Genomic DNA, 25,757 nt, shown 5'->3' with positions numbered 1-25,757 from the left:
GGACGGTGGGTCAGCAGCCAGCACGGCTGCACCTCCAGCGAAGGGACCCACCATGCCCCGCCTCGTCGTCGGCCAGAGCGCCACGGGCTCGCGCACCGATGTGGAACTGCACTACGAGGACCACGGCAGCGGCGCCCCCGTGGTGCTCATCCACGGCTGGCCGCTGTCCGGGCGCTCCTGGGAGGCGCAGGTCCCCGCGCTCGTGGAGGCCGGCCACCGCGTCATCACCTACGACCGCCGCGGCTTCGGGGACAGCTCCCAGCCGTGGGACGGGTACGACTACGACACCTTCGCGGCCGACCTCGACGCGCTGCTGACCCACCTGGACGTCACCGGCGCCACGCTCGTGGGCTTCTCCATGGGCGGCGGCGAGGTGGTCCGCTACGTCGCCCGCTACGGCACCTCGCGCGTGGCGAGGGCCGTGCTGGCCGCGGCCGTGCCGCCGTACCTGTACAAGTCCGCCGACAACCCCGACGGCGGGTTGGACGACGACACCATCGCGCAGTTCCAGACCGGCGTGAAGACCGACAGGATCGCCTTCCTGGAGGACTTCACGACGAGCTTCTTCAGCGCCGGCAGGGGGCTGACGGGCCCGAAGGTCGCGGTCAGCGAGCCGCAGCGGCAGTACGCCCGCCACCTCGCCGAGGGGGCGTCCCCCAAGGGCACCCTCGACTGCATCACCGCCTTCGGCCGCACGGACTTCCGCGGCGACGTGCAGGCGCTGGCCGCCTCCGGCATCCCGGTGCTCGTCATCCACGGCGACAGCGACGCCGTCGTGCCCTTCGAGGTGTCCGGCAAGCGCAGCCACGAGGCGCTCCCGGGCTCCCAGCTGCACGTCGTCGAGGGCGGCCCGCACGGCATCAACGCCTCGCACGCCGAGGAGTTCAACCGGGTGCTGCTCGGCTTCCTGGCCGGCTGACCCGCCCGGGAACCGCAGCCGGTCGCCCGGTTGCGGTTCCCGAGGGGTGCGGGACCGCAACCGGGCGCCCGGCTGCGGTCCGGGGGCGTCAGGGGGCGGTGAGGACGACGGGGCCGTCGTCGGTCACGGCCACCGTGTGCTCGGCGTGCGCCGCGCGGCGGCGGTCGCGGGTGACCACCGACCAGCCGTCGCGCGCGGTGCGGTACTCGCTGGAGCCGGCGAGCAGCATCGGCTCGATCGCGATGGTGTGCCCGGCCTCCAGCCGCACGTCGCGGGCGCCCGCCAGCGGCTGGTTGGGCACGAACGGCGCCTCGTGCATGGCGCGCCCGATGCCGTGCCCGCCGTGGTCGGGCAGGTGGGCGAAGCCGTGGCGGCGGGCCACGGCGTCGATGGCCGTGGCCACGTCGAGCAGCGTCGCCCCCGGCACCGCCGCGGCGATGCCGGCGGCCAGCGCCTCCTCGGTGGCGGCGACCAGGCGGCGGTCCTCCTCGGTGGAGGTCCCCGCGATGACGGTGATCGCCGCGTCGCCGTGCCAGCCGTCGACGGCCGCGCCGAAGTCGATGCTCAGCACGTCCCCGTCGGCCACCTTCCGGCCCGTCGGCGGCCCGTGCACCACCACCTCGTTGGGCGACAGGCACAGCACGCCCCGGTACGGCGTCGGCGCCCAGGCGGGCGCGTAGCCGAAGAAGCTGCTCTCCGCGCCGGCCTCGTGCAGGGCGGTCCTGGCGATGTCGTCGAGCTCGCGCAGCTTGACCCCGGGCACCGCGGCCTCGCGCACGGCCTGCAGCGCCAGGGCGACCACCCGGCCGGACTCGCGCATCGTCTCCAGCTCCGCGGCCGATCGGGTGGGGTGCGCTGCCGTGGAGGTGCTGGCCATGCCACCAGGCTACGGCTCCCCGCGCACCCCCCGGCCGGCCCGCGGCGCGCCGGCAGCAGGCTGTCGGGCGTGGACCTGCCCCTCACCGCGCCGCTGCACGCCGACCAGCTCTTCGGCCACCTGGCGGCGACGGCGGTCCCGGGCGTCGAGGAGTGGCTGCCCGGTGAGGGCCCCGGCAGCGGGGCGCTGCGGCGCAGCCTGCGCCTGCCCGGCGGCCCCGGCACGGTCGTCCTGCACGTGCCGCGGCCGGGCGGCAGCGCGGTGCGCGCCGAGGTGACCACCACCGCCCCCGCCGACGGCCGGCTCGCGGTGGTGCTGTGCCGGCGGCTGCTCGACCTGGACCTCGAGCCGGCCGCGCCCGACGCCGCGCTGTCGGCCGACCCGGTGCTCGCCCCGCTCGTGGCCGCCGTCCCGGGGCGCCGCGTGCCCGGCTCCCCCAGCGCGGAGGAGGTGGCGCTGCGCGCCGTCCTCGGCCAGCAGGTCTCCACGGCGGCGGCGCGCACGCACGCCGCCCGGCTCGTGGCGGCCCTCGGTGAGCCGCTGCCGCAGCTCCGAGGAGGACCCGCGGGCCTGCGGCTGTTCCCCAGCGCCGCGTCCGTGGCCTCCCTGGACGACGACGCCGCCGCGCGCCTGCTCGCCCTGCCCGCGCGGCGCCGCGAGACGCTGCGCCACCTGGCCCGGGTGCTGGCCTCAGGAGCGCTCGACCTGCGCCACGTCGACGACGGCGGGGACCCGCCGCGCGCCCGCGCGCAGCTGCTGGCGCTGCCGGGCATCGGGCCGTGGACGGCGCACACGGTGACGATGCGGGCCCTGGGCGACACCGACGCCTTCCTGGCCAGCGACCTCGGCGTGCTCGCGGCGGCCCGCTCGCTCGGGCTGCCGGGCGAGGCGCGGGCGCTGGAGCGACGGGCCGCGGGGTGGGCGCCGTGGCGGTCCTACGCCGTGCAGCACCTGTGGGGCGTGCTGCCGCACGCGATCAACGCGCTGCCCGCAAGCGCTGGCGCCACCCGGACGCCAAGGGCGCCCGGGGCGCCCGGCGCACCTCAGGTGGCGAGGGGGAAGTCCCGCACCGGCAGCCACGGGCCGCCGTCGTAGCGCCACAGCTCCAGCGCCGCGGCTCGGGCGCTCCACGGGGAGACCTCCACCTCCAGGCGGTCGGCCAGCGCCCGCGCCGCCGCGGGGTCGACCTTGTTCTGCACCGTGACGTGCGCCCGCAGCCGGTGGCGGTCCTGGGCCGTGAGCTCCTCATCGCCGAGCTCGGTGCGCAGCCGCGCCAGGAGCCGGGCGTGCAGCCCGTCCAGCTCCCGGGAGGCCAGCCGCAGCGCGGTGCCGCGCCCCAGGCGCATCACCTCACCGACCCGCACCTCGAAGGCCGGGACGTGCGCGGCCTCGGCGGCGAGCAGCTCGTGCACGCGGGCCTCCCGGGCGCCCGGCAGGGCGTGGAAGAGGGTCACGTGCGCGGGCAGGTGGTTGCGGTCGGCGGGGAAGTGGGCGCGGCGCAGGGCGTCGAGGCGGTCCTGGCTGGCGCCGTCGAGCGCCAGCGTGACCACCAGCGGCCGCCCGTCGGTCCCCGCAGGGACCGCTGCCGCGCTCACGCCGCCTGCCGCAGCCCCGTGAAGAAGTCGACGGTGCTGGCCAGCCCCTGCTCCCACGGCACGGCCGGCTCCCAGCCCAGCAGCGTGCGCGCCAGGGTGGTGTCCGGACGGCGCACCTGGGGATCGTCCACGGGCCGCTGCACGAACTCGATCGCCGAGCGCGAGCCGGTGGCCGCCACCACGTCCTGCGCGATCTGCTTGACGGTCATCTCGTGGGGGTTGCCCACGTTGACCGGGCCGGGGTGGCCGCTGCCGGCCAGCGCCAGGATGCCGCGCACGAGGTCGTCGACGTAGCAGACCGAGCGGGTCTGCATCCCGTCACCGGCCACCGTGATCGGCTCCCCCGCCAGCGCCTGGCGGATGAAGGTGGGGATCGCCCGCCCGTCGTGCGGGCGCATCCGCGGCCCGTACGTGTTGAAGATGCGCACGATCGCGGTGTCGACGTCGTGGGTGGTGCGGTAGGCGGTCGTCATCGCCTCGGCGTACCGCTTGGCCTCGTCGTAGACCCCGCGCGGGCCGACGGGGTTGACGTGGCCCCAGTAGTCCTCGCCCTGGGGGTGCACCTGCGGGTCGCCGTAGACCTCGCTGGTGGAGGCCAGCAGGAACCGCGCGCCCTTCTCCTTGGCCAGGCCCAGGGCGTGCAGGGTGCCGATCGCGCCGACCTTGAGGGTCTCGATGGGCAGCTGCAGGTAGTCGATCGGGGAGGCCGGGGAGGCGAAGTGCAGCACCAGGTCGACCTCACCGGGCACGTGCACGAAGTCGGTGATGTCGCAGCGGACCATCCGGAACTGCGAGGAGGGGTAGCGCTCGGCCAGGTGGGCGACGTTGCCCGGCCCGCCGGTGAGGAAGGAGTCCAGGCAGACCACCTGGGTGCCGCGCGCCAGCAGCTCCTCGCACAGGTGGCTGCCCAGGAAGCCGGCGCCGCCGGTGACGACGGCGCGGCAGGAGCCGCGCTGCGGCAGCACGCTCGAGGGGGTGGCCGAGGAGGGGGCGCTCACGCGAAGAACTCGTGGGTGACGCCCGAGGGCCCCTCGTACTCGCGGTCGGGGATGCGCTCGAGGCCGTCGAGCACGTCCTTCGGCGCGCCGTTGCCCTTGGCCGTGTCGATGACGGCCTGCTTGCTGGCGGGGTAGTCCACGCCCTTGAGGTGCTTGGTCAGCTCGATGGGACTGGTGTCGGCCACGGTCGGACCCTCCTGCTCACGGCGCCGGGCGGCCGCTGGTCTCGACCGGGTGGCGCCACCCGGGGGCCAGTGCACCCCACCGGGGCTGGACGCGCGAACCGAGCAGGGCCGGTGCAGGATCGGCCGCGATGTCCAGCACCGCCCCCTCCCGCGCAGCCACCCGCCCCTCCCCCGCCACAGCCCCCGCCGACGACGGCGGCCGCGGCGACGCCCCTGACGCGCGGACCGGCGTCGTGGTCATCACCTGGCAGCGCCGCGAGGAGGCCCTGGCGGCGGTGGCGCGGCTCCTGGAGCTGCCCGAGCGGCCCCGCGTCGTCGTCGTCGACAACGGCTCCACCGACGGCACCGCGGGCGCCCTGCGCCGCGCGCACCCGGCCGCCGTGGCCTCCGGCAGGCTGGAAGTGGTGGCCCTGGCGCACAACGCGGGCGCCGTCGGGCGCAACGTCGGGGTGGCGCGCCTGGCCGAGCTGGGCCTGCGCTACGCCGCCTTCTGCGACGACGACACCTGGTGGGAGCCCGGCAGCCTGGCCCGTGCGGCTGACGTGCTGGACGCCCACCCCGACGTCGCCGTCCTCACCGCCCGGATCGTCGTGGAGCCCAGCGGGCGGGAGGACCCGATCGTCGCCGAGCTGCGCGACTCCCCCGTGGCCGGCTCGCGGCCGGGGCTGCCGGGCCCGGCGCTGGGCAGCTTCCTCGCGGGGGCCTCGGTGGTGCGCGTCGACGCCTTCCAGCAGGTCGGCGGCTTCTCGGCCCGGCTGTGGCTGGGCGGGGAGGAGGAGATGTGCGCCGCCGACCTCGCCGCCGCCGGCTGGGAGCTGTGCTACCTGCCCGACCTCACCGTGCACCACCACGCCTCCACCGTCCGCGACTCCTCGCTGCGGCGCCGGCACGGCATCCGCAACACCGTGTGGTTCACGCTCCTGCGCCGTCCCTGGCCCGCGGCGCTGCGGCGGCTGCGGGTGCTGGCGCTGCAGGTGCCCAAGGACCGCACCACGGCGCTGGCCGTGGGCGACGCGGTGCGGGGGCTGCCGTGGGTGCTGCGCGAGCGCCGCCCGCTGCCCCCGCACGCCGAGGCGCGCTTCCTGGCCCTCGAGGACGCCCAGACCCGCTCCACCGCCAGGTCGTACGTCGGATGACGACGACGCCTCCGGGCCCGCTCGCCGACGCCGTCACCGTCGTGGTGGCGAGCATGGACCGCCGCGAGGAGCTGCTGGCCTCCCTGCCGCGGCACCTGGAGCAGGGCCTGCCGGTGCTGCTGGTCGACAACGGCAGCCGCGACGGCACCGTCGAGGCCGTGCGCGCCGCGCTGCCGCAGGTGCAGGTGGTGCCGCTGCCGGCCAACCGCGGCGCGGCCGCGCGCACCCTCGGGGTGGAGCGGGCGGTCACCCGCTACGTCGCCTTCGCCGACGACGACTCCTGGTGGGCGCCGGGCTCGTTGGAGCGCGCCGTGGAGCTGCTCGACGCCCACCCGCGCGCGGCGCTGCTCACCGCGCGGATCCTCGTCGGGGAGGCTGAGCGGCCCGACCCCTTCAACGACGTGCTCGCCCAGGCGCCGCTGGGCACCGAGCCGGACCTGCCCGGTCCCTCCACGCTGGGCTTCATCGCGTGCGCCGCGGTGGTGCGCCGCTCGGCCTTCCTGGAGGTCGGCGGCTTCGACGACGTCGTGGTCTTCCCCGGGGAGGAGGAGCGCGTGGCCCTGGACCTCGCCCGCGACGGCTGGGGCAGCGCCTACGTGCCCGAGCTCGTGGTGCACCACCACCCGAAGAAGTCCGCCTCGCGCGACACCGACGAGCGGCGCCGCACCCGGATCACCCGTTCGGCCCTGCTCACGGCGCTCATGAGGCGGCCCTGGCCGGTGGTGGCCGAGCGCGTGCGGCGCGCGTGGGCGGCCGGCGGCCCCGAGCGCGCGGCGCTCGTGCCGGCGCTGCGGGACGCGCCGCGGGCCCTGCGCGCGCGGCGCGTGGTGCCGGCGCCGCTGGAGGCGGTGGCCCGCTCGCTGGGCCAGTGAGCGAGCGGCAGGCGCTGCTGGCGCGCTACCGGCAGCTGGTGCTGCGCGAGCTGCCCGAGCGCGCCGCCCGCGAGCGCTGGGTCGTGCACGCCGACCACTGCCTGGGCCGCGTGGTGCTCGACCACGCCGTGGGCGGGCGCTGGTACGACGTCCTCGGGCGCACCGGGACGGGCGGGCGGCGCGGGCCGGCCTTCGAGCGGCTCTCCGACGACCAGCTGGCCCGCGCCGTGGCGCTGGCCGAGTCCATCGCCGACGGCGGCGACGCGGTGCTGCGCCCCCTGGACGCGCAGTCGCTGGCGTGGCGGGGCAAGACCCCTCGCCGCTGAGGCGCGGCCGCGCCAGGATGGCCGGGTGAGCACGAGCGAGGAGGTGCGCCTGGTCAGCGAGGGCGTCGTCGACGGCGTGGAGCTGTTCACCTGGTACGACGGCGAGGGCCGCGTCATCGCCGAGCACGCCCCGCTGGACCCGGCGCTCAAGCAGTGCGGCTGCTGACGCGGTCCAGCCCGCCTGCGGCCGCCGCGCAGCGGCCTGCCTGACGGTCCCCCCGGCGCCGGGGATGAGGGCCATCTCCGGAAGCCCACCGGGCACCCGTCCCCGCCTGGCGGCGGTCGGGGGTCTGGAGCCGGGACGGGACAGCCCGCGCCACGTGGCTCCGGCGGCTTCCCGAGATGGCCCTCAAAGCTCGAGGCGGGGGCGGTACCGCCGGGAGGGGGCCATCTCCGGAAGCCCACCGGCGACCCGTCCCCGCCCCGCGGGTGCCCGAGGTCTGGAGCCGGAGCGGGGTGGCCGGCTCAGAAGGCGGAGGAGGGGACCTCGCGCTCGTCGTCGACCAGGGCCTGGACGAGGCGGGCGGCGACGTCGTCGGGGTCCTTGCCCCTCGGCAGCCGAGGTGCGGTGCCCGTCAGCGGGCGCTCGGCCAGGCCGGTCTCGGTGTGGGGCGGGCGGGCGTCGACCACGCGGACCCCGGAGCGGCGCAGCTCCTTGGCGGCCGCCCCGACGTAGTTGGACAGGGCGGCCTTGGCGGCGCCGTAGGCGGCCATGCCCGCCACGGGCCCCTCGGCGAGCACCGCGGTGACCACGAGCGCGGTGCCCCGGCTCTCGCGCAGCGCCGGCAGGGCTGCGCGCAGCAGGCGGACGGGCGCCAGGTAGTCGACCAGGAGCAGCTCGTCGAGGGCGTCGTCGTCCTCCTCGCCCACGGCGGAGAACCCCGACGCGCCCGCGAGGTGCACGACGGCGTCGAGGCCGCCCAGGTGCGCCACGGCAGCGTCGACGACGGCCTGCGGCTGGTCGGGCAGGGTGAGGTCGGCCGCCACGGTCCCCGGCCGCCCGCCCTCGACCGACCCGGCGAGCTCCTCCAGGCGGCCCTGGTCGCGGGCTGTCAGCGCCAGCCGCGCTCCCGCCGCGGCCAGGCGGGTGGCGGTCGGCCGCCCCAGCCCCCCGGTCGCACCCGTCACCAGCACCCGAGCGTCCTTCAGGTCCACGGGCCGACCCTCTCCCGCCCGCCGCGCTCGCGCACGTCCAGCGCTCGGGGGCCCGCCTCAGCCGTAGAAGACGCGCTCCACCACGGCGCGGGCGCGCCGCGCCGTGCGGCGCAGGTCGTCCTCGACGGCGGTGGCCGACCCGGCCGGGTAGCCCAGGAGCCGGGCGGCCGCGTCCAGGTCGCGCGCCTCGCGCGGCAGCACGTCCGTCGGCCTGCCGCTGTGCAGCACCAGGGCGTCGCGCAGCCGGGAGGCGAGCTCCCAGGCCTCCAGGAGCACGTCGACGTCGTGGGGGTCCACCAGTCCCGCCTCGGCGGCGGCGCGCAGCGCGCCGGTGGTGGACGGCGTGCGCATCGCCGGGAGGTCGCCGCTGTGGCGCAGCTGCAGCAGCTGCGCGGTCCACTCCACGTCGGCCAGCCCGCCCGGGCCCAGCTTGAGGTGGCGGCGCGGGTCGATGCCGCGGGGCAGCCGCTCGCCCTCCACGCGCGCCTTGACCCGTCGCACCTCGCGCAGCACCGCCTCGTCGGCGCCGCCGTCGGGGTGGCGCAGCGGGTCGACCAGGGAGCAGAACGCGCGCCCGACGCCGAGGTCTCCGGCGGTCGGCACCGCCCGCAGCAGCGCCTGGGCCTCCCAGGGCTCCGACCAGCGCCGGTAGTACTCCCGGCAGGAGCCCAGCGAGCGCGCCAGCGGGCCGTTGCGCCCCTCGGGGCGCAGCCGGGCGTCCACCTCCAGGGCCGGCTCCGGTCCGGGGGCGGTGAGGATCCGGGTCAGCTCGGTGGCCAGCGCCAGCGCCTGCTCCTGGGCGTCGGCGGCGGCCACCCCGGGCAGCGGGTCGTGGACGAAGATGACGTCGGCGTCCGAGCCGTAGCCCATCTCCGCCCCGCCCAGGCGCCCGACGCCCACCACCCCGAAGCGGGTCACCGGCTCCCCGCTGCCCGCGGCGAGCACCGAGGGGGCGCGCCAGGCGACCTCCAGCGCGGCGTCGAGCACGGCGCCGGTGGAGGTGCTCAGCGCCTCGCGGACCGCGGCGCCCTCGAGCAGGCCCAGCACGTCGGCCAGCGCCGTGCGCAGCACCTCCCGGCCGCGCAGGCGCCGCACGAGCGCGGCCGCGGCGGTCAGGTCCTCCTGGCGGGCGGTGGCCCGGGCGACCTCCGCGCGCAGCGCCGAGCGGGGGCGCGGGGCCAGCTCGGCGTCGTCGCCGAGCCAGCGCACGGCCTCCCCGTCGCGCTCCAGGCCGTCGGCGACCAGGCGCGAGGACGACGTGGCCACCGCCACGCGCTGGGCGGCCGCGCCCTCGTCGCGCAGCATCTTGAGGTACCAGTGCGAGCCGCCCAGCTTCTCGCTGATGCGCCGGAAGCTGAGCAGCCCCTCGTCGGGCCCGGCGCCCTCGGCGAACCAGCCGAGCATCACCGGCAGCAGCTGGCGCTGGATGGCCGCGCGGCGGCTGACCCCGGAGCTCAGCGCGGCGATGTGCCGCAGCGCCCCGGCGGGGTCGCGGTAGCCCAGCGCCCCCAGCCGGGCCTGGGCGGCGGCGGGTGACAGGCGGACCTCGTCGGGCCTGAGGGCGGCCACGGCGGCCAGCAGCGGCCGGTAGAACAGCGCCTCGTGCAGGCGCCGCACCCGCCGGCGCACCACCGCGACCTCCCGCTGCAGCCCCTCCACGCCGCCGGGCACCCCCGCGGCGCGGCCCAGGCGGCGCAGGTCGGCCTCGGCGGTGGGCAGCAGGTGCGTGCGCTGCACGGCCTTGAGCTGCAGGCGGTGCTCCAGCACCCGCAGGAACCGGTAGTCGTGGTCGAGCTCGGCGGCGTCGTGGCGGCCCACGTAGCCGTAGGCGGCCAGGCGCTGCAGCGCGTCGAGGGTGTTGGCGGTGCGCAGCGCCGGGTCGGTGCGCCCGTGCACCAGCTGCAGCAGCTGCACGCTGAACTCCACGTCGCGCAGGCCGCCGCGGCCGAGCTTCAGCTGCCGGTCCCGCTCCTTGGCGGGCACGTGCTGCTCGACCCGGCGGCGCATCGCCTGGGTGCCCTCCACCAGGTCGGGCCTGTCGGCGGCGCGCCAGACCAGGTCGGCGGTCGCGGCGGCGTACGCGGCGCCCAGCTCGGGGTCACCGGCGGCCGGGCGCGCCTTCAGCAGCGCCTGGAACTCCCAGGTCTTCGCCCACCGCCGGTAGTAGTGCAGGTGGCTCTCCAGCGTGCGCACGAGCGGGCCGTCGCGGCCCTCGGGGCGCAGGTTGGCGTCCACCGGCCACAGCACGCCCTCGGCGGTGGTCGCCGAGCAGGCCAGCGCCAGCTCGCTGGCCAGGCGGGTGCCGACGGCGACGGCGGTCTCCTCGTCCACCGGGCCGCCCTCGGCGTCCTCACCGGGCGCCACGACGTGGACGACGTCGACGTCGCTGACGTAGTTCAGCTCGCGCGCCCCGCACTTGCCCATCGCGATGACCGCGATCCGGCAGCGCTGCGCGCCCTCGACCACCGCGCGGGCCAGCGCCAGCGCCGCCTCCAGCGCGGCGTCGGCGAGGTCGGACAGCGAGCGGGTCACCGCGTCGACGGCCGCCAGCGGGTCCGGCCCGGCCAGGTCGGCGGCGGCGACGGCGAGCAGCCGCTCGCGGTAGGCCAGCCGCAGCGCGTCGCGCCCGGCGTCACCGGTCAGGGCGGCCACCGGCGCGGCGTCGGCCGGGTCCGCGCCCACCGCCCGCAGCAGCAGCGCCCGCACCGCGGCGCGGTCACCGCCGCCCTCGGCGTCGTCGTCGTCGCCCGCGCCGTCGGCGTCGTCGTCCACGGGCGGGCGCAGCGGGTCCTCGCGCACCGCGCGCCACTGCTCGGGGTGGCGCACCAGCTGCTCCCCCAGGGCCACCGAGCCGCCCAGCACCGCCAGCAGCCGCTCGCGCACGGGCGAGGGCTGCGCGAGCACGCCGAGCAGCTCGGGGTCGCCGGTGCGCTCCAGCAGCCGCACGAGCGCGAGCAGGGCGCGGTCGGGGTCGGCGGTGGCCCCCAGGGCGGCCACCACCCCCTCCAGCCCGCCCGCGCGGCGCGCCAGCGGCTCGAGGGCGGCGTCGGACAGCAGGGCCACCGCGCTGCGCCCGCCGGTGAAGCCGGTGCGCAGCAGCTGGGCGGCGGCGCTGTCGAGCCGGGCGCCCGGCTCCAGCGCGCCGGGGCCGGCGGGGCCGCCGGGGGCGGCGGGGCTCACCGCGGCCCCCCGGCTGCGTCCAGCAGCACCCGGGCGTGCACCGCCGCCAGCTGCGCCAGGTGCGGCTCGGCCGCCGCGAGCGCCGCCCGCTCGGCCTCCACCGAGCTGCCGCGCCCCGCGAGCACGGCGGTGTGCCACTCCTGCAGCCAGGCCAGCAGGTCTGACGTGAGCACCTCGGGGTGGTACTGCACCCCCCAGGCGCGCTCGCCCACCCGCAGCGCCTGCACGCGGTAGAGGTCGCTGGTGGCGAGGAGCTCGGCGTCCGGCGGGAGCTCGGTGACGGCGTCCCCGTGCGCCTGCGGCGCCAGCCACCGCTCGCCGCAGGAGGCGACGACGGCGCCGACCAGCGCGTCGGCGCGACCGGCGGGGGTGGCGCGCACCTCGAGCAGCCCGGCCTCGGCGCCCGCGGCGCCGGGCTCGACGCGTCCGCCGGTGGCCAGGGCGAGCAGCTGCGCGCCCAGGCACAGCCCCAGGGCCGCCACCCCGCCGGAGGCCGCGGCGGCGAGCAGGGCGCGGGTCGCCGGCAGCCAGGGCGCGACCTCGTCGTCCCAGGCGGCCACCTGACCGCCCAGGACGACGAGCGCGTCGACGCCGTCCAGCGCGCCGGGTCCGCTGGGCAGCGGGTCGCCGGCCCAGGGGCGGCGCACGTCGAGCCGGCCGCCGGCCGCGGTGGCCGAGCCGACCAGCAGCGGCTGCAGGCGGCCCAGCCCGCAGCCGTCCTCGTGCTCGACGACGAGCAGCACCGGACCCGTCAGCGGGGCGCTCACAGGACCGGCAGGTGCCGCCGCAGCTCGTACGGGGTGACCTGCGCCCGGTACTGGCTCCACTCCTCGCGCTTGTCGCGCAGCAGGTAGTCGACGACGTGCTCCCCGAGGGTCTCGGCGACCAGGTCGGAGGCCTCCAGCGCCGTCAGCGCCCGGTCCAGGCTGGCGGGCAGCGGGGTGATGCCCATGACGCGGCGCTCGGCGTCGGTCATGCGCGTGACGTCCTCGTCGGTGGGCTCGGGCAGCTCGTAGCCCTCCTCCACGCCCTTGAGGCCGGCCGCCAGCAGCAGCGCGAAGGACAGGTAGGGGTTGGCCGCGGAGTCCAGCGCGCGGTACTCCACGCGCGCGGCGCCGGCCTTGCGGGGCTTGTACATCGGCACCCGCACCAGCGCCGACCGGTTGTTGTGGCCCCAGCACACGTAGGAGGGCGCCTCGTCGCCGCCCCACAGGCGCTTGTAGGAGTTCACGTACTGGTTGGTCACCGCGGTGATCTCGTGGGCGTGGTGCAGCAGCCCGGCGATGAAGGACCTGCCCGTCTTCGACAGCCCGTACTGGCCCCCCGGGTCGTGGAAGGCGTTGCGGTCGCCCTCGAACAGCGACATGTGCGTGTGCATGCCGGAACCGGGCTGGCCCGCGATGGGCTTGGGCATGAAGGTCGCGTAGACGCCCTGCTGGATCGCGACCTCCTTGATGACGGTGCGGAAGGTCATGATGTTGTCGGCGGTGGACAGCGCGTCGGCGTAGCGCAGGTCGATCTCGTTCTGGCCCGGGCCGGCCTCGTGGTGGCTGAACTCCACCGAGATGCCCATCGCCTCGAGCATGGAGATGGCCTGGCGGCGGAAGTCCTGCCCCTCCCCGCGCGCGACGTGGTCGAAGAAGCCGCCGGAGTCGATCGGCACCGGCACGCCGGTGCGGCGGGCGTCGTCCTGCAGCAGGTAGAACTCCACCTCGGGGTGGGTGTAGAAGGTGAAGCCGGCGTCGGCGGCCTTCGCGAGCACCCGCTTGAGCACCTGGCGCGAGTCCGAGGCCGCGGGCGTGCCCTCGGGGGTGAGGATGTCGCAGAACATCCTCGCGGTGCCCTGGCCCGAGACGGCGTCGGTGCGCCACGGCAGCACCTGGTAGGTCGCCGGGTCGGGCCGCATGAGCATGTCGGCCTCGGAGACGCGGGTGAGGCCCTCGATGGCGCTGCCGTCGAAGCCGATGCCCTCGGCGAAGGCGCTCTCGAGCTCCGCGGGGGCCACGGCCACCGACTTCAGCGAGCCGTTGACGTCGGTGAACCACAGCCGGATGAACCGGATGTCGCGCTCCTCCACCGAGCGGAGCACGAACTCCTGCTGCCTGTCCATGGGGGCATCATGCCGAACGCGCGCGGGCGCCAGAGCGGGCTGAGGATGGTCAGTCGTGACCACCGACTCCCGCGCCCGCTCCACCGGCGGCGCACCCGGCTCCGGCGACGACGGGCCCGAGCTGGACCCGAACCGCTGGCGGGTGCTGTGGGTCTGCCTCGTGACCGGCTTCATGACGCTGCTCGACGTCAGCATCGTCAACGTCGCCCTGCCCTCGATCTCCTCCGGCCTGGGCGCCTCCGGCAGCCAGCTGCAGTGGGTGGTCACCGGCTACGCCGTGGTCTTCGGGCTCGCGCTGGTGCCGGCGGGGCGCCTGGGCGACTCGTTCGGCCGCAAGAAGATCTTCCTGGTGGGGCTGGTGCTCTTCGCCCTGGGCTCCCTGGCGTGCGGCCTGGCGCCGAGCCCGGAGGCGCTCATCGCCGCCCGCATCGCCCAGGGCCTGGGCGCCGGCGTCCTCAACCCGCAGATCACCGCGATCATCAACTCCGAGTTCCGCGGCGCGGAGCGCGGCCGCGCCTTCGGCAGGTTCGGCGCCACGGTGGGGCTGTCGACGGCGGTCGGGCCGCTGCTCGGCGGCGTCATCATCACGCTCATCCCGTGGGAGGAGTCCTGGCGGCTGGTCTTCCTGGTCAACATGCCGGTGGCGGCCGCGGCGTTCGTGCTGGGGCTGCGGCTGATCTCCGACCGCGCCAGCGCCGAGCGCTCGCGGCTGGACTGGGTGGGCACGGTGCTGCTCGCCGTCGCGGTGGGCCTCGTGCTCGGCGCGGTGCAGGAGCGGGAGGTGCTCGGCCCGCTGCTCGTGGTCGTGGCGCTGGTGGTGGCCGCGGCCAGCGGCTGGGCCTTCGTGCGCTGGGAGCGCCGCTACGCCGCGGCCGGGCACCTGCCGCTGGCGCGCCCGGGGCTGCTGGGCGCCCCCGGCTTCGGGCCCGGCGTGCTGCTGGGGTCGCTGTACTTCGGCGGCTTCATCGCCATCTTCTTCACCGTCACGCTCTACCTGCAGGACGGCCTGGGCTACTCCGCCCTGGAGGCCGGCCTGACGCAGACGCCGTTCGCGCTGGCGTCGGCGGTCGCGGCGCCGTGGGCCGGCCGGCGGGTCGTGGCCCAGGGGCGCCTGCTGGTGGTGCGCGGGCTGGTGGCCGTCGCCGTGGGCCTGCTGGCCGTCATCGCGGTGGTCGAGCTGGTGGCCCCGGCGGTGGGCGACGCCTGGACCGGCCTGCTGCTCCTCGTGCCCTTCCTCGTGGCCGGCTTCGGCAGCGGCATCGTCATCGGGCCCAACGTCAACCTGTCGCTGGCGAACATCGACGCGCGCGACGCCGGCAGCGCGTCGGGGGTCTTCCAGACCTTCCAGCGCGTCGGGTCCGGCATCGGGCTCGCGGTGGTCAGCGCGGTCTTCCTGGCCGTCAGCGCCGCGGGCGACCCCCGCGACGGCCTGTCGGCGGCCCTGGCGATGAGCGCGCTGCTGGTGCTCGCGGCGCTCGTGGTGGCCCTCGTCGACGTGCGGCGCAGCGGCCACGGCGACGGCTCCTCCCCCACCGGCGGGCAGGAGCGGGCCCACCGCTGAGGCGCGGGGGCCCCCGCGGACGCGCTGGCTAGGCTCGCACCATGACGCAGCTGCGCCTCGCGCTGGCCCAGGTCAACGCGGTCGTCGGGGACCTGCCCGGCAACGCCGCCCTCGTGCGCGAGCACGCCGCGCGGGCCGCCGCAGCCAGCGCCGACCTGGTCGCCTTCCCCGAGATGGTGCTCACCGGCTACCCCGTGGAGGACCTCTCGCTGCGCTCCTCCTTCGTGGAGGCCTCCCGCAGCGCCGTGCAGCAGCTCGCGCGCGACCTGGCCGCCGACGGGCTGGGCGAGACCCCCGTCGTCGTCGGGTACCTCGACAGGGTCACCGACCCCGCGACGCAGCTGGACGCCGAGGCCGCCGCCCGCGCCGGCTCCGGCCGCGACGAGCGCGGCGTGGTGGGCGTGCCCAAGGGCATGCCCCAGAACTGCGCCGCGGTGCTCCACCGCGGCCAGGTGGTGGCCCGCTACGCCAAGCACCACCTGCCCAACTACGGCGTCTTCGACGAGTTCCGCTTCTTCGTGCCCGGCCGCGACCTGCTGGTCGCGCGCATCGGCGGTGTCGACGTCGCCGTGGTCATCTGCGAGGACCTCTGGCAGGACGGCGGGCCGGTCGAGCGCGCCCGCCAGGCCGGCGCCGAGCTGCTCCTGGTGCTCAACGGCTCCCCGTGGGAGCGCGACAAGGACGACACCCGCCTGGCGCTGGCCCAGCGCCGCGCCGGTGAGGCGGGCTGCCCGCTGGCGTGGCTGAACCTCGTCGGCGGCCAGGACGACCTCGTCTTCGACGGCGACTCCCTCGTGGTGGCCGCCGACGGGGAGCTGCTGGCCCGCGGTGCGCAGTTCGCCGAGGACCTGCTGCTCGTGGACGTCGAGCTCCCTCAGAACGGCCTCGACCCGCAGCGGCTGACCGCCGGGGTGCAGCACGTGGTCGTGAGCGACGCACCCGCCACCGCCGGCCGCGAGCGCCCCGCGCTGGACAGCGTCGACCGCGGCGAGCGCGAGCGCCTCGACCCGGTCGGGGAGGTCTGGGCGGCCCTGCAGCTGGGCCTGGGCGACTACGTGCGCAAGAACGGCTTCTCCAGGGTGGCGCTGGGGCTGTCCGGCGGCATCGACTCCGCGCTGGTGGCCGCGATCGCCGTCGACGCGCTCGGGCCGCAGGCGGTGACGGGCATCTCGCTGCCGTCGTCGTACTCCTCCGAGCACTCCCGCACCGACGCCGACGACCTGGCCGCGCGCACCGGGCTGGACTACCGGCTCGTGCCCATCGCCCCGATGGTCGACGCGTTCACCGCCGGCCTGGCGGAGGCGATGACGCTCTCGCCGGTGGCCGAGGAGAACCTGCAGGCGCGCGTGCGCGGCACCACGCTCATGGCGCTGAGCAACTCCGAGGGCCACCTCGTGCTGGCCACCTCCAACAAGTCCGAGCTGAGCGTGGGGTACTCCACGCTGTACGGGGACTCCGTGGGCGGGTACGCCCCGCTCAAGGACGTGCCCAAGATGCTGGTCTGGGAGCTGGCGCGCTGGCGCAACGCCCGCGCCGCCGAGCGCGGCGAGGTGCCGCCGATCCCCGAGAACAGCATCTCCAAGGTGCCGTCGGCCGAGCTGCGCCCGGGGCAGACCGACCAGGACTCCCTGCCGCCCTACGAGGTGCTCGACGAGGTCCTGGAGCACTACGTCGTGGGGGCCCAGGGGCGCAGCGAGCTGCTCGAGGCGGGCTTCGCCGCCGAGGTCGTCGACGACGTCGTCGGGCTGGTGGACCGCGCGGAGTGGAAGCGGCGCCAGTTCGCGCCGGGCGTGAAGATCAGCTCGGTGGCGTTCGGGCGCGACCGGCGCCTGCCCATCACCACCCACTGGCGGGAGCAGCAGTCCCGATGAGCGAGCCCATCGCGCCGAAGCGCGTGCGGGTGCACCACCTGCGCCAGATGAAGGCCGCCGGCCAGCCGATCACCATGCTCACCGCCTACGACGCGGTCACGGCCGACGTCTTCGCCGAGGCCGGGATCGACGTGCTGCTGGTGGGCGACTCGGTGGGCGACAACCTCCACGGGCACGCCACCACCATCCCGGTGACCGTGGAGGACCTGCTGCCGCACGTGCGGGCGGTCGCCTCCCGGGGGGGCCGGCCGTTCGTCGTCGCCGACCTGCCGTTCGGCTCCTACGAGGAGGGCCCCGCCCAGGCGCTGCGCACGGGCGTGCGCATGCTCAAGGAGGGGCTCGCTCACGGCGTCAAGCTCGAGGGCGGGCGCCGCGTGGTGCCGCAGGTCAGGGCGCTCGTCGACGCGGGGATCCCCGTCATGGGCCACCTCGGGTTCACGCCGCAGTCGGTCAACGCCATGGGCGGCCCTCGCGTGCAGGGCCGCGGCGCGGCCGCCGAGGAGCTGCTCGCCGACGCCCTCGCCCTGCAGGAGGCGGGCGCCTTCGCCGTCGTCCTGGAGGTGGTGCCCGGGGCGGTGGCCGAGAGGGTCACGGCGGCGCTGGACGTCCCGACCATCGGGATCGGCGCGGGGGCGGGCTGCGACGGGCAGGTGCTCGTCTGGCTGGACATGGCGGGGCTGTCGGCGCGCACCCCCCGGCTGGCCAAGGCCTACGCGCAGCTGCGCACCGCGCTGCGCGAGGCGGCGGCCGAGTACGCCGCCGAGGTGCGCTCGCGCGCCTTCCCCGGTCCCGAGCACACCTTCCCCGAGTAGACGCCCCTCCCGCCCGTGGGCGGTCGGCCCGCCGAGCGGCGGGTCAGCTGACGCAGAGCTCGTTGCCCTCGGGGTCGGTCATGACCACCCAGCGCTGCGGGCCCTGCCGCCCCTCCCCCGCGCGCGCCGCGCCGAGCGCCTCGAGCCGGGCGACTTCGGGGTCGACGCGGTCGGCCCCGACGTGCAGGTCGAGGTGGACCCGGTTCTTCACGGTCTTGGGCTCGGGCACCCGCTGCAGGTACAGCCGCGGCCGCACGCCGCCCGGGTCGCGGGCCGCGGCGGCGTCGCGCCACACGAGCGTCCCGCCGCGCTCGAGGACGTCGGCGCCGGTGGCGTGCCCCTGGTCCAGCATCCGCCGTGCCAGCGGCGCGACGTCCTCCACCTCGTAGCCCAGCGCGGCGGCCCAGAACTCCGCCTGGGCGTGGGGGTCGGCGCAGTCGAGGACCACCTGCACCCGCGGGGCGGGCGGGGCGGTCGCGTCCACGCTCAGTCCTCCTCCTCGGCGCGGTCCCACGCCTCGGTCTTCTCCCTGGCGGTCTGCAGAGCCCGCTCGGCCTGCTCCCGGGTGGCGTAGGGGCCCATGAGGGTGGCGCCGGGCTTGAGGTGGCCGACGTCGACCTGGCCGGTCTTGGTGTTGAACCAGTACTGCGGGGCGTCCCGGTCGTCGCTCATGCGCGAGATCGTGCTCCCGGGCGCGCGGCCGCGCGAGCCAGGCCCCCCGCGGGGCCGCCACCCGCGCGGTGGTGCTCGCGCTGCCGCGGGCACGGCCTCGGGCTAGCCTGCGTCGCCGTGGCACCCGAGACCCCCGCCGAGCCGACCACCGCCCCCGCGACCGTGCCGGCCGCAGCGCCCGCACCGGCGTCCTCCGGGGCCGTGCGCGGCACCGGGATCGGCATCGACATCGGCGGCTCGGGCATCAAGGGCGCCCCCGTCGACCTGGCCGCCGGGCAGTTCTCCGCCGAGCGGATCCGCATCGCCACCCCGAAGCCCTCCACGCCCGACGCCGTCTCCCGCGTGGTCAAGGACATCGTCGAGCAGCTCGGCCAGCGGCTGCCCGACGGCGGCGCGGGCCTGCCGGTCGGCATCACCTTCCCGGCCGTGATCCAGCACGGCGTCGCGCGGACCGCCGCCAACGTCGACAAGGGCTGGATCGACTTCGACGTCGCCACGCTCATGGGGGCGGTGACCGGGCACCCGGTCCACGTGGTCAACGACGCCGACGCCGCCGGGGTGGCCGAGGCGCGCTACGGCGCCGCCAAGGGCGTGCGGGGCGTCGTGGTGGTCGCCACGCTCGGCACCGGCATCGGCACCGCGGTGCTGAACGACGGCGTCCTGCTGCCCAACACCGAGCTGGGGCACCTGGAGGTGGACGGGCACGACGCCGAGACGCGCGCCTCCGACGCCGCCCGCGAGCGCGACGACCTGTCCTGGTCGCACTGGGCCAAGCGCCTGACCAAGTACTTCAGGAGCCTGGAGGCGCTGCTGTGGCCCGACCTCATCGTGGTCGGGGGCGGCGTGTCGAAGAAGTCGGAGAAGTTCCTGCCCGAGCTGTCCCTGCGCACGCCGATCGTGCCGGCGCAGCTGCTGAACTCCGCGGGCATCGTCGGCGCTGCGGCGCTGGCCAGCGAGCGGCACCGCTGACCCGCCTCAGCCCCCCGAGGCCGTCGGGGCGTCCGCGGTGGTGGTCGCCGCGGACGACGACGGCGACGTCGAGCCGTCACCGGTGCGCGAGCCGGACCCGGCGGCGGGCGCGGACAGGGCGGTGACCGGGTCGCCGGGGGCGGCGTCGGCGGTCGTGCTGCTGGAGCCGCCGGCGGTGGTGCCCGTCGAGGTCGTCGCCGTGCCGGCGCCGCCGGAGGAGCTGTCGGTGCCGGGGCTGGGCGCTGCGCCCTCCGCGCCGGCGCCGCCCGAGCCGCCGGCGGCGGGCGGCGGGGAGGTGGGGGGCGCGGTGCTGGGCGCCGGGGAGGCGCCCGGGCTGCTGGCACCCGCAGCGCCGCCGGGCTGCGTGGCCGGTGCGCTGCCCGGGCCCGCCGGCGGTGCAGAGGTGGTCGGGCCCGCCGTGGCCGTGGTGCTGCTGCTGCCGGCCCCGAGGTCGCCCGAGGCGGCAGCCTCCGGACCCGGGAGGTCGAAGACGCCGTCGGGCAGGAGGGCTGCGGGGTTGGTGGCCGCCACCTGGTAGCCACGGGGTTCGATCATCACCCCGGCCCCGGGCAGGATGGCGTCCTCGGACCCGTGGGCCGTCAGCGGCGGCTGCACCCTGACCAGCCGCGAGAGGCGGTCGGCCTGGGCGGTGCTGAAGGGGTCGGCGGTCGCCGCGGCGGCGGTGCTGGCGGCGGCCCCACCGGAGCCGGCCACCGCGCCGCCGCGCCCGGCGGCAGCTCCGGGGCCGGCGGCAGACGTCCCCGACGCGGCGGGGTCCGCGCCGCCCGGCAGGCCGCCGAGGGAGATGGTGAGTGTCGCGGCGACCAGCAGGCCGGCGACCCCCAGGGCGACGCCCTCGGCGGGGTGCGCCAGGCGGAGGCCGGAGCCCCGCTTCGCCCGTCGCCCCACAGCCGCCCTCCACCTCCGCACACCGCGCAGCACCGGACGCTGCGGCAGCCCGCCACCCACGGTAGCCAGCCGGGGGCCCTCGGTCCGGGACTTCGCCCGATCGGCGCCGGTCGCGCCGGGGTGTCGTGCTGGCTAGCCTGACCAGCGCCTTTGCTCGTGGCCCCGCCGAACAGACCCTGAACAACCCGGAGGACCTCCGTGCGCAGCCCCGTCGTGCCCTCGCACCTGCCCGCCCGCATCGCCAGCGGCGCGTACATCCTCAACTCGGGGCTGTCCAAGCGGAACGCGCCGCAGGAGGTGGCCGAGGGCCTGCACGGCTTCGCGGCCACCGCCTACCCGGTGCTGCGGCAGGTCGAGCCGGCCACGTTCGTCAGGGCGCTGTCCACCGCGGAGATCGTGCTCGGGTCCGCGCTGCTGGTGCCGCTCGTGCCGACGGGGCTGGTCGCCACCGCCCTCGCCGCCTTCAGCGGGGGGCTGCTGGGGCTGTACCTGCGGGTGCCCGGGATGCGGGAGCCGGGCAGCCTGCGCTGGACCGAGCAGGGGCAGGCCATCGCCAAGGACGTCTTCCTCGCCGGCATCGCGGGCACCCTCCTGGCGGACACCGCCCGGCGCGCGGGCCGCACCGACTGAGCGCACGGCCCCGCTCCTCGGGGGCGCCCACCACCGGTGGGCGCCCCCGAGGTGCGTCCGGGTGCGGCGCCCGGCCCGAGCGGGGCGGACGGGTCCGGCGGACCGCCGCGGGCCCGCGCTCAGGTGGCGAGCGCATGCCATCACTGCCACCGTTGGAGCACGTCCTGCGGCGCTGGAGAACCCCGGCGCCCGAGACCGCGAGGCGGGCGCGCGGGCTCCCTGCGAGGCCCACCACCCGCCGACGAACGCTCCACGGGAGGAACCCCATGGCTTCTGGTACGACCTTCGACATCGACGCCCTGCGGCGGTCCACCGTCATCGCCTCTGACGGCTCCAAGATCGGCAAGGTCGGCGAGGTCTACCTCGACGACACCACCGACCGCCCGGAGTGGGTGACCGTGCGCACCGGCCTGTTCGGCACCTCGGAGACCTTCGTCCCGCTCGCCGGCGCCACGACCACCGCCGACGACCTGCAGGTCCCCTACACCAAGGACGTCGTCAAGGACGCCCCGCGCACCGACGCCGACGGCCAGCTCACCCCCGACGAGGAGGAGCGCCTCTACCGGCACTACGGCCTGGACGCCTCGCACGGCCGCCCCGGCGCCGACGAGGTGACCGGCACGACCGCTGGCACGACGGGCGCCGAGCACCTCGCCGGCGAGGGCGCTGGCTACGCCGGCGGGACCGGGCAGCACCGCGGTGACTACGAGGGCATGGACGACCTGGGCGCCGCGCAGGGCACCGCCGGCCTGGCCGCCACCGACCGCACCTCCACCGACCGCACCGGCACCGGCCGCGGCCTGGGCACCGAGGGCCACGACACCTCCGGCCCCACGACCGACGACGCCATGACCCGCTCCGAGGAGCGGCTCGAGGTGGGCACCCAGCGCCGCGAGGCCGGACGCGCCCGCCTGCGCAAGCACGTGGTCACCGAGACCCAGACCCGCCAGGTGCCGACCTCCCACGAGGAGGTCGTGGTCGAGCGCGAGCCGATCACCGAGGCCAACCGCGGCGCCGCCACGTCCGGCCCCGAGCTCAGCGACGAGGAGCACGAGGTGGTCCTCCACGAGGAGGTGCCCGTCGTGAACACCACCGTGGAGCCGGTCGAGCGCGTCAAGGTCGGCACGCGGGAGGTCGCCGAGGAGCGCACCGTCTCCGCGGACGTCCGCAAGGAGGAGATCGACCTCGACGCCGACGCTGCCCGCGCCGACGCCGGTCGCGACCGCGACCGCTTCTGAGGGACCGAGCGGCCGGGCCGTGACCCTTCACGGCGGGCCTCGCGAGCAGGCCGAGGTGGTGCTCTCCGCGGAGAGCACCACCGTCGGCCTGCGCCGCGTCCCCCGCGAGCGCGTGCGGGTGCGCCGGGAGGTCGTCACCGAGGAGGTGACCGTCGTCGTGGCGGTGCGGCGGGAGGTGCTCCGCGTCGAGGCCGAACCCCTCGACGGACGCCTCGACGACGCCCTCGACGTCTCGGGCGCGAGCAGCACACCGGCGCCCCCGCTGCCCCTCGAGCTCGTCCTGTCCGAGGAGCGCCCCGTGGTCGGGCTCGAGGTGGTGCCCTACGAGAGGGTCCACGTGGGCGTGCGCCGGGTGGAGGGGGCGGCGCAGGTCAGGCTCGACGAGCGGCGCGAGGTCCTCGACGTCACCACCGACGAGGCGGTGCGCTCCAGCTCCCCCGGCGGCGCCCCGTGAGCCAGGGCGCAGGCGCAGCCTCCCCGGCTGCGCGCGGCACCACGGCGGTCGCCGACCGCGTCGTCGCGAAGGTCGCCGCCCTCGCGGTCCGCGACGTCCCCGGTGTGCACGCGCTGGTCCCCACCGGCCCCCCGCCCACCCGGGGCGTGGTGGTGGAGGTCGGACCCGACCGGGCCTCGGTGGGCGTGCAGCTGGTCGCCGACCTCGGCACCTCCCTGCCGGCGGTGGCGGCTGCCGTCCGCCGCTCGGTCGCCGAGGCCGTGCAGCGCCTGACGGGGCTGCGGGTCACCGCCGTCGACGTGGTGGTGGCCGACGTGCACGTCCCCGCCGACGACGCCCCTCCCAGCGGTGGCGCTGACCCCAGGGCCCAGGACCAGGGGCGGGTCGCCCTGCCGGGCCGGCCGCCGCTGCCGCGCACCCGCACCAGCGCGCGCTGACCCGTGGCGCCCCTGACAGGGTGGGCCGGTGACCGCGTGGACGACAGCTCCGATCACCCCTGACCTGCTGCGCGGAGCCCTCGACCTGGCCCGCACCGACAGGGGCCTGCTCCCGCAGCGCCTCCCCGCGCGGGCGCGGGCGCAGGTGCCCGACGAGCAGACGGCGATGGCGGTCGCCCAGCCCTCGGGGGTGCGCCTGGTGCTGCGGACCGCGGCGACCCAGCTGGAGCTGGACGTGGTCCGGACCACCAACCACTACCCCGGTGCTCCGCCGCGCCCAGACGGCGTCTACGACGCGCTGGTCGACGGCGTGCTGGTCGAGCGCGCCACGGCTCCCGGCGGCGACGTCCTGGAGATCGACCTGGTCAGCGGGGCCCGGTCGCTGCGCCGCGGGCCGGTGGGCACCGTCCGCTTCCGCCACCTGCCCCCCGGTGGCAAGCACCTGGAGGTGTGGCTGCCGCACACCGAGGTCACCACGCTGGTGGCCCTGCGCGCCGACGCCCCGGTGGAGCCGGTGGCGCTCCCGACCGGCGGCGCCGGTCACGCCGACGCCGGCACCGCCGGACCGCGCCGGCCGACGTGGGTCCACCACGGCAGCTCGATCAGCCACGGCTCGGGAGCCGACAGCCCCAGCACCACCTGGCCCGCGCTCGCCGCGGCGCTCGGGGGCGTGGAGCTGGTCAACCTCGGCTTCGGCGGCAGCGCGCTGCTCGACCCCTTCACCGCCCGGGCCGTCCGCGACACCCCCGCCGACCTGGTCAGCCTCAAGGTCGGGATCAACGTGGTCAACGGCGACGTCATGCGTCGGCGCGCGTTCGGGCCGGCACTGCACGGCTTCCTCGACACGGTGCGCGAGGGCCACCCCGACGTCCCGCTGGTCGTGGTGACGGCCCTGGCCTGCCCCGTGCACGAGGACGTGCCCGGCCCGTCGGCCCCGGTCCTCGAGGGGGGCGAGGTGCGCTTCACCGCCACCGGGGACCCTGCCGACGTCGCGACCGGCCGGCTGTCGCTGCGGGCGACCCGCGAGGTGGTGACCGAGGTGGTGACCGCCCGCCAGGGCGAGGACCCGCACCTGCACCTGCTCGACGGGCTGGAGCTCTACGGCCCGCTGGACGCCGAGGAGCACCCGCTGCCCGACGGGCTGCACCCCGACGCAGCCACGCACCGGCTGGTGGCGGAGCGCTTCGCGCGGTGGGCCTTCGCGGCCGGCGGTCCCTTCGCCGTGCGCTGAGGCGCGCGCCGGGCGGACCGGCTCACACGAGCGCGCTGGCCAGGCGGGCCAGGCCGTCCGCCGTGCGGGCCACCAGGTCGCGCCGGCCCCACTCCTCGGCGGTCAGCTCCCGGCAGCGGGAGCGGTACAGGTCCTCCACCTGGCGCAGCTGGCGCGAGAAGTCGGTGCCGCGCACCAGGACGGTGACCTCCAGGTTGAGCTCGAAGGAGCGCATGTCGAGGTTGGAGGAGCCGATCACCGCCACCTCCTCGTCCACGCTGAGCGTCTTGGCGTGCAGCACGAACGGCGGCGGGTACATGAAGATCCTCACCCCCGAGCGCAGCAGCGCCTCGTAGTAGGAGCGCTGCGCGTGGTGCACCAGCGCCTGGTCGCCGCGCTCGGAGACGAACAGCTGCACGTCCAGGCCCCGCTCGGCGGCGCTGCGCATGGCCAGCAGCAGGGACTCGTCGGGCACGAAGTACGGCGAGACGACCACCGCCCGCTCCTGGGCGGCGTGCAGCAGGGAGACGAAGAGCCGCAGGTTGTTCTCCTGCTCGTAGCCGGGCCCGCTGGGCACCACCTGCGCCTGCAGCTCCCTGCTGCGGTCGGGGGCCGGGGGCACGTCGGTGCGCAGCCTGTCGTCGAGCAGCTCCCCGGTCTCGGAGAACCAGTCGGCCACGAACACCGCGTCCAGGGCGGTGACCACCGGGCCCTCGAAGCGGGCCATGACGTCCACCCAGCGCCTCCCCCGCCGGCGGTTGCTCCGCTTGCCGTACGCCGGGTCGACGACGTTCTGGCTGCCCGTGAAGGCCACCGCGCCGTCGACCACGAGGAGCTTGCGGTGGTTGCGCAGGTCGATCCGCAGCAGCTCGGGCGTGGTGGGGAAGACCGGCAGAACGCGCCGCCACAGCACTCCCGAGCGCCGCAGCCGCCGCAGCATCGCGCGGTAGCCCTTGACGCGCAGGCTGGCCAGGTGGTCGAAGAGCACCCGCACCACCACCCCGCGGGCCGCGGCGCGCTCCAGGGCGGCGAAGAACGGCTCGGTGGTCTCGTCCAGGGCCAGGATGTAGAACTCCGCGTGCACCGAGTGCTGGGCGGCCTCCACCTCCGCGGTCATCGCCCACAGCGACCCCACGTAGTCCTCCAGGAGGTCGGCGGTGTTGCCCGAGAGCACCGGCATCGCGCCCAGGCGCCGGTTCATCGCGTGGACGGTGCGCAGCACCGGCAGCTGCTCGTGCTCGGGGGTCAGGTGCACCGGCCGGTGCTCCGTGGTCCGCTCGAGCACCAGCTGGTCGAAGCGGCGCTGCTTCTCGCGCCGCGCGCGCGGCAGCTTCGGGCTGCCGATCACCAGGAAGGCCAGCAGCCCCACGTAGGGGATGAGCACGACGGCGAGCACCCAGCCCAGCGCGGCCGAGGGGTGCCGGTCGTGGGCGATGACCGCGGCGACCACCAGGCCCGCCAGCACCCCGACCACCACGACCACCGGCCCCGCCCACTCGGGCAGGGCGTCCGGCAGCACGTCGGAGATCGGCAGCACTGCACCACTCCACCGCAGCCGGGCACGCCCCGCCCGCGGAGATCACCCGACGGCGGGGTCGGAGCGCGGGCGGCCTCGGGGCTCGCCGCAGGTCGAGCGTCGCT

General features: G+C 76.8%; 27 protein-coding genes. 15 read left to right on the top strand and 12 right to left on the bottom strand.

The features are described 5' to 3' along the window. The first annotated feature begins 52 nt into the window (after positions 1-52). Positions 53-919, top strand: coding sequence for an alpha/beta fold hydrolase (locus ACUN9U_RS11550; RefSeq protein ID WP_445485117.1), 867 nt, complete (start codon positions 53-55; stop codon positions 917-919). Between the two features lie 88 nt (positions 920-1,007). Here ACUN9U_RS11550 and map read toward each other — a convergent pair whose 3' ends face one another. Next, on the bottom strand, positions 1,008-1,796 hold the full coding sequence (gene map, locus ACUN9U_RS11545; RefSeq protein WP_445485116.1) for a type I methionyl aminopeptidase: 789 nt from the start codon (positions 1,794-1,796) through the stop codon (positions 1,008-1,010). A 69-nt stretch (positions 1,797-1,865) separates the two neighbouring features. Here map and ACUN9U_RS11540 point away from each other — a divergent pair, with 69 nt between their 5' ends. Continuing rightward, on the top strand, positions 1,866-2,891 hold the full coding sequence (locus ACUN9U_RS11540) for a DNA-3-methyladenine glycosylase family protein (protein WP_445485115.1): 1,026 nt from the start codon (positions 1,866-1,868) through the stop codon (positions 2,889-2,891). Here the strand turns inward: ACUN9U_RS11540 and ACUN9U_RS11535 are convergent. Genes ACUN9U_RS11535 through ACUN9U_RS11525 form a run of 3 tightly spaced genes read right to left on the bottom strand, consistent with a single transcriptional unit; the run spans position 2,840 to position 4,574 of the window. Then, a complete protein-coding gene (locus ACUN9U_RS11535; protein WP_445485114.1) occupies positions 2,840-3,391 on the bottom strand; it encodes a 2'-5' RNA ligase family protein in 552 nt (183 codons plus the stop codon). The two genes, ACUN9U_RS11540 and ACUN9U_RS11535, sit on opposite strands and share 52 nt — an antisense overlap. Then, positions 3,388-4,389, bottom strand: a complete 1,002-nt coding sequence (locus ACUN9U_RS11530) for an NAD-dependent epimerase/dehydratase family protein (protein WP_445485113.1) — start codon at positions 4,387-4,389, stop codon at positions 3,388-3,390. The genes ACUN9U_RS11535 and ACUN9U_RS11530 overlap by 4 nt, the downstream gene beginning before the upstream one ends. Beyond that, on the bottom strand, positions 4,386-4,574 hold the full coding sequence (locus ACUN9U_RS11525; RefSeq protein WP_445485112.1) for a DUF2795 domain-containing protein: 189 nt from the start codon (positions 4,572-4,574) through the stop codon (positions 4,386-4,388). The genes ACUN9U_RS11530 and ACUN9U_RS11525 overlap by 4 nt, the downstream gene beginning before the upstream one ends. A gap of 128 nt (positions 4,575-4,702) precedes the next feature. Here ACUN9U_RS11525 and ACUN9U_RS11520 point away from each other — a divergent pair, with 128 nt between their 5' ends. The 4 genes from ACUN9U_RS11520 to ACUN9U_RS11505 are packed head-to-tail and all read left to right on the top strand — an operon-like array spanning position 4,703 to position 7,074. Then, complete coding sequence (locus ACUN9U_RS11520) at positions 4,703-5,710, top strand: glycosyltransferase family 2 protein (protein ID WP_445485111.1); 1,008 nt, start codon at positions 4,703-4,705, stop codon at positions 5,708-5,710. Then, positions 5,707-6,582: a glycosyltransferase family 2 protein gene (locus tag ACUN9U_RS11515; RefSeq protein ID WP_445485110.1), complete on the top strand. Its 876-nt coding sequence runs from the start codon at positions 5,707-5,709 to the stop codon at positions 6,580-6,582. The genes ACUN9U_RS11520 and ACUN9U_RS11515 overlap by 4 nt, the downstream gene beginning before the upstream one ends. After that, complete coding sequence (locus ACUN9U_RS11510) at positions 6,579-6,908, top strand: hypothetical protein (protein ID WP_445485109.1); 330 nt, start codon at positions 6,579-6,581, stop codon at positions 6,906-6,908. The genes ACUN9U_RS11515 and ACUN9U_RS11510 overlap by 4 nt, the downstream gene beginning before the upstream one ends. A 25-nt stretch (positions 6,909-6,933) precedes the next feature. Further along, entirely contained in the window at positions 6,934-7,074 is a 141-nt protein-coding gene (locus ACUN9U_RS11505; RefSeq protein ID WP_445485108.1) for a hypothetical protein, read from the top strand. Positions 7,075-7,373: 299 nt separating this feature from the next. Here the strand turns inward: ACUN9U_RS11505 and ACUN9U_RS11500 are convergent, their stop codons facing one another. Genes ACUN9U_RS11500 through ACUN9U_RS11485 form a run of 4 tightly spaced genes read right to left on the bottom strand, consistent with a single transcriptional unit; the run spans position 7,374 to position 13,353 of the window. After that, on the bottom strand, positions 7,374-8,063 hold the full coding sequence (locus tag ACUN9U_RS11500) for an SDR family NAD(P)-dependent oxidoreductase (RefSeq protein WP_445485107.1): 690 nt from the start codon (positions 8,061-8,063) through the stop codon (positions 7,374-7,376). Positions 8,064-8,120: 57 nt separating this feature from the next. Then, the gene (locus ACUN9U_RS11495) at positions 8,121-11,243 is read right to left on the bottom strand and encodes a bifunctional [glutamine synthetase] adenylyltransferase/[glutamine synthetase]-adenylyl-L-tyrosine phosphorylase (protein ID WP_445485105.1); all 3,123 of its coding nucleotides are present in this window, start codon (positions 11,241-11,243) and stop codon (positions 8,121-8,123) included. Continuing rightward, on the bottom strand, positions 11,240-12,010 hold the full coding sequence (locus ACUN9U_RS11490; RefSeq protein ID WP_445485104.1) for a type 1 glutamine amidotransferase: 771 nt from the start codon (positions 12,008-12,010) through the stop codon (positions 11,240-11,242). The genes ACUN9U_RS11495 and ACUN9U_RS11490 overlap by 4 nt, the downstream gene beginning before the upstream one ends. Next, a complete protein-coding gene (locus ACUN9U_RS11485) occupies positions 12,007-13,353 on the bottom strand; it encodes a glutamine synthetase family protein (RefSeq protein WP_445485103.1) in 1,347 nt (448 codons plus the stop codon). The genes ACUN9U_RS11490 and ACUN9U_RS11485 overlap by 4 nt, the downstream gene beginning before the upstream one ends. Positions 13,354-13,408: 55 nt before the next feature. Here ACUN9U_RS11485 and ACUN9U_RS11480 point away from each other — a divergent pair, with 55 nt between their 5' ends. Genes ACUN9U_RS11480 through panB form a run of 3 tightly spaced genes read left to right on the top strand, consistent with a single transcriptional unit; the run spans position 13,409 to position 17,597 of the window. Then, positions 13,409-14,914 (top strand): MFS transporter, encoded by a 1,506-nt coding sequence (locus ACUN9U_RS11480; RefSeq protein WP_445485102.1) that lies wholly within the window; start codon positions 13,409-13,411, stop codon positions 14,912-14,914. Positions 14,915-14,955: 41 nt separating this feature from the next. Then, a complete protein-coding gene (locus ACUN9U_RS11475; protein ID WP_445485101.1) occupies positions 14,956-16,785 on the top strand; it encodes an NAD+ synthase in 1,830 nt (609 codons plus the stop codon). Continuing rightward, positions 16,782-17,597 (top strand): 3-methyl-2-oxobutanoate hydroxymethyltransferase, encoded by an 816-nt coding sequence (gene panB / locus ACUN9U_RS11470; RefSeq protein WP_445485100.1) that lies wholly within the window; start codon positions 16,782-16,784, stop codon positions 17,595-17,597. Before ACUN9U_RS11475 ends, panB begins: the two co-directional genes overlap by 4 nt. A 43-nt stretch (positions 17,598-17,640) precedes the next feature. On the opposite strand, the gene ACUN9U_RS11465 is transcribed toward panB, so the two are convergent. Together ACUN9U_RS11465 and ACUN9U_RS11460 are read right to left on the bottom strand one after the other, a co-directional pair. Beyond that, positions 17,641-18,081: a VOC family protein gene (locus ACUN9U_RS11465; RefSeq protein ID WP_445485099.1), complete on the bottom strand. Its 441-nt coding sequence runs from the start codon at positions 18,079-18,081 to the stop codon at positions 17,641-17,643. 2 nt (positions 18,082-18,083) lie between these two features. After that, positions 18,084-18,269 (bottom strand): hypothetical protein, encoded by a 186-nt coding sequence (locus tag ACUN9U_RS11460; protein ID WP_445485098.1) that lies wholly within the window; start codon positions 18,267-18,269, stop codon positions 18,084-18,086. A 201-nt stretch (positions 18,270-18,470) separates the two neighbouring features. Here ACUN9U_RS11460 and ppgK point away from each other — a divergent pair, with 201 nt between their 5' ends. Next, entirely contained in the window at positions 18,471-19,238 is a 768-nt protein-coding gene (gene ppgK, locus ACUN9U_RS11455; protein ID WP_445485205.1) for a polyphosphate--glucose phosphotransferase, read from the top strand. Positions 19,239-19,244: 6 nt separating this feature from the next. On the opposite strand, the gene ACUN9U_RS11450 is transcribed toward ppgK, so the two are convergent. Continuing rightward, positions 19,245-20,147: a hypothetical protein gene (locus tag ACUN9U_RS11450; RefSeq protein WP_445485097.1), complete on the bottom strand. Its 903-nt coding sequence runs from the start codon at positions 20,145-20,147 to the stop codon at positions 19,245-19,247. 198 nt (positions 20,148-20,345) lie between these two features. Here ACUN9U_RS11450 and ACUN9U_RS11445 point away from each other — a divergent pair, with 198 nt between their 5' ends. From ACUN9U_RS11445 to ACUN9U_RS11425, 5 genes are all read left to right on the top strand, one after another. Beyond that, a complete protein-coding gene (locus ACUN9U_RS11445; RefSeq protein ID WP_445485096.1) occupies positions 20,346-20,777 on the top strand; it encodes a hypothetical protein in 432 nt (143 codons plus the stop codon). A 266-nt stretch (positions 20,778-21,043) separates the two neighbouring features. Continuing rightward, positions 21,044-22,015 carry a PRC and DUF2382 domain-containing protein gene (locus ACUN9U_RS11440; protein WP_445485095.1) on the top strand — a complete coding sequence of 324 codons (972 nt, stop codon included), beginning with the start codon at positions 21,044-21,046 and terminating at the stop codon, positions 22,013-22,015. Between the two features lie 19 nt (positions 22,016-22,034). Next, positions 22,035-22,469, top strand: a complete 435-nt coding sequence (locus tag ACUN9U_RS11435) for a DUF2382 domain-containing protein (protein WP_445485094.1) — start codon at positions 22,035-22,037, stop codon at positions 22,467-22,469. Next, the gene (locus tag ACUN9U_RS11430) at positions 22,466-22,906 is read left to right on the top strand and encodes an Asp23/Gls24 family envelope stress response protein (RefSeq protein WP_445485093.1); all 441 of its coding nucleotides are present in this window, start codon (positions 22,466-22,468) and stop codon (positions 22,904-22,906) included. Before ACUN9U_RS11435 ends, ACUN9U_RS11430 begins: the two co-directional genes overlap by 4 nt. 28 nt (positions 22,907-22,934) lie before the next feature. After that, complete coding sequence (locus ACUN9U_RS11425) at positions 22,935-24,137, top strand: GDSL-type esterase/lipase family protein (protein ID WP_445485092.1); 1,203 nt, start codon at positions 22,935-22,937, stop codon at positions 24,135-24,137. A 22-nt stretch (positions 24,138-24,159) separates the two neighbouring features. On the opposite strand, the gene cls is transcribed toward ACUN9U_RS11425, so the two are convergent. After that, the gene (cls, locus tag ACUN9U_RS11420; RefSeq protein ID WP_445485204.1) at positions 24,160-25,650 is read right to left on the bottom strand and encodes a cardiolipin synthase; all 1,491 of its coding nucleotides are present in this window, start codon (positions 25,648-25,650) and stop codon (positions 24,160-24,162) included. Between the last annotated feature and the right edge of the window lie 107 nt (positions 25,651-25,757).

It is taken from the genome of Quadrisphaera sp. KR29 (assembly GCF_052644995.1).
This window is presented reverse-complemented; position numbering and strand designations above follow the sequence as displayed.

What these genes read in the sequence shown, in the direction of transcription:
- ACUN9U_RS11550 (WP_445485117.1), top strand. Translation starts at nt 53, where the DNA reads ATGCCCCGCCTCGTCGTCGGCCAGAGCGCCACGGGCTCGCGCACCGAT.
- map (WP_445485116.1), bottom strand. Translation starts at nt 1,796, where the DNA reads ATGGCCAGCACCTCCACGGCAGCGCACCCCACCCGATCGGCCGCGGAG.
- ACUN9U_RS11520 (WP_445485111.1), top strand. Translation starts at nt 4,703, where the DNA reads ATGTCCAGCACCGCCCCCTCCCGCGCAGCCACCCGCCCCTCCCCCGCC.
- ACUN9U_RS11515 (WP_445485110.1), top strand. Translation starts at nt 5,707, where the DNA reads ATGACGACGACGCCTCCGGGCCCGCTCGCCGACGCCGTCACCGTCGTG.
- ACUN9U_RS11485 (WP_445485103.1), bottom strand. Translation starts at nt 13,353, where the DNA reads ATGGACAGGCAGCAGGAGTTCGTGCTCCGCTCGGTGGAGGAGCGCGAC.
- ACUN9U_RS11475 (WP_445485101.1), top strand. Translation starts at nt 14,956, where the DNA reads ATGACGCAGCTGCGCCTCGCGCTGGCCCAGGTCAACGCGGTCGTCGGG.
- panB (WP_445485100.1), top strand. Translation starts at nt 16,782, where the DNA reads ATGAGCGAGCCCATCGCGCCGAAGCGCGTGCGGGTGCACCACCTGCGC.
- ACUN9U_RS11460 (WP_445485098.1), bottom strand. Translation starts at nt 18,269, where the DNA reads ATGAGCGACGACCGGGACGCCCCGCAGTACTGGTTCAACACCAAGACC.
- ACUN9U_RS11440 (WP_445485095.1), top strand. Translation starts at nt 21,044, where the DNA reads ATGGCTTCTGGTACGACCTTCGACATCGACGCCCTGCGGCGGTCCACC.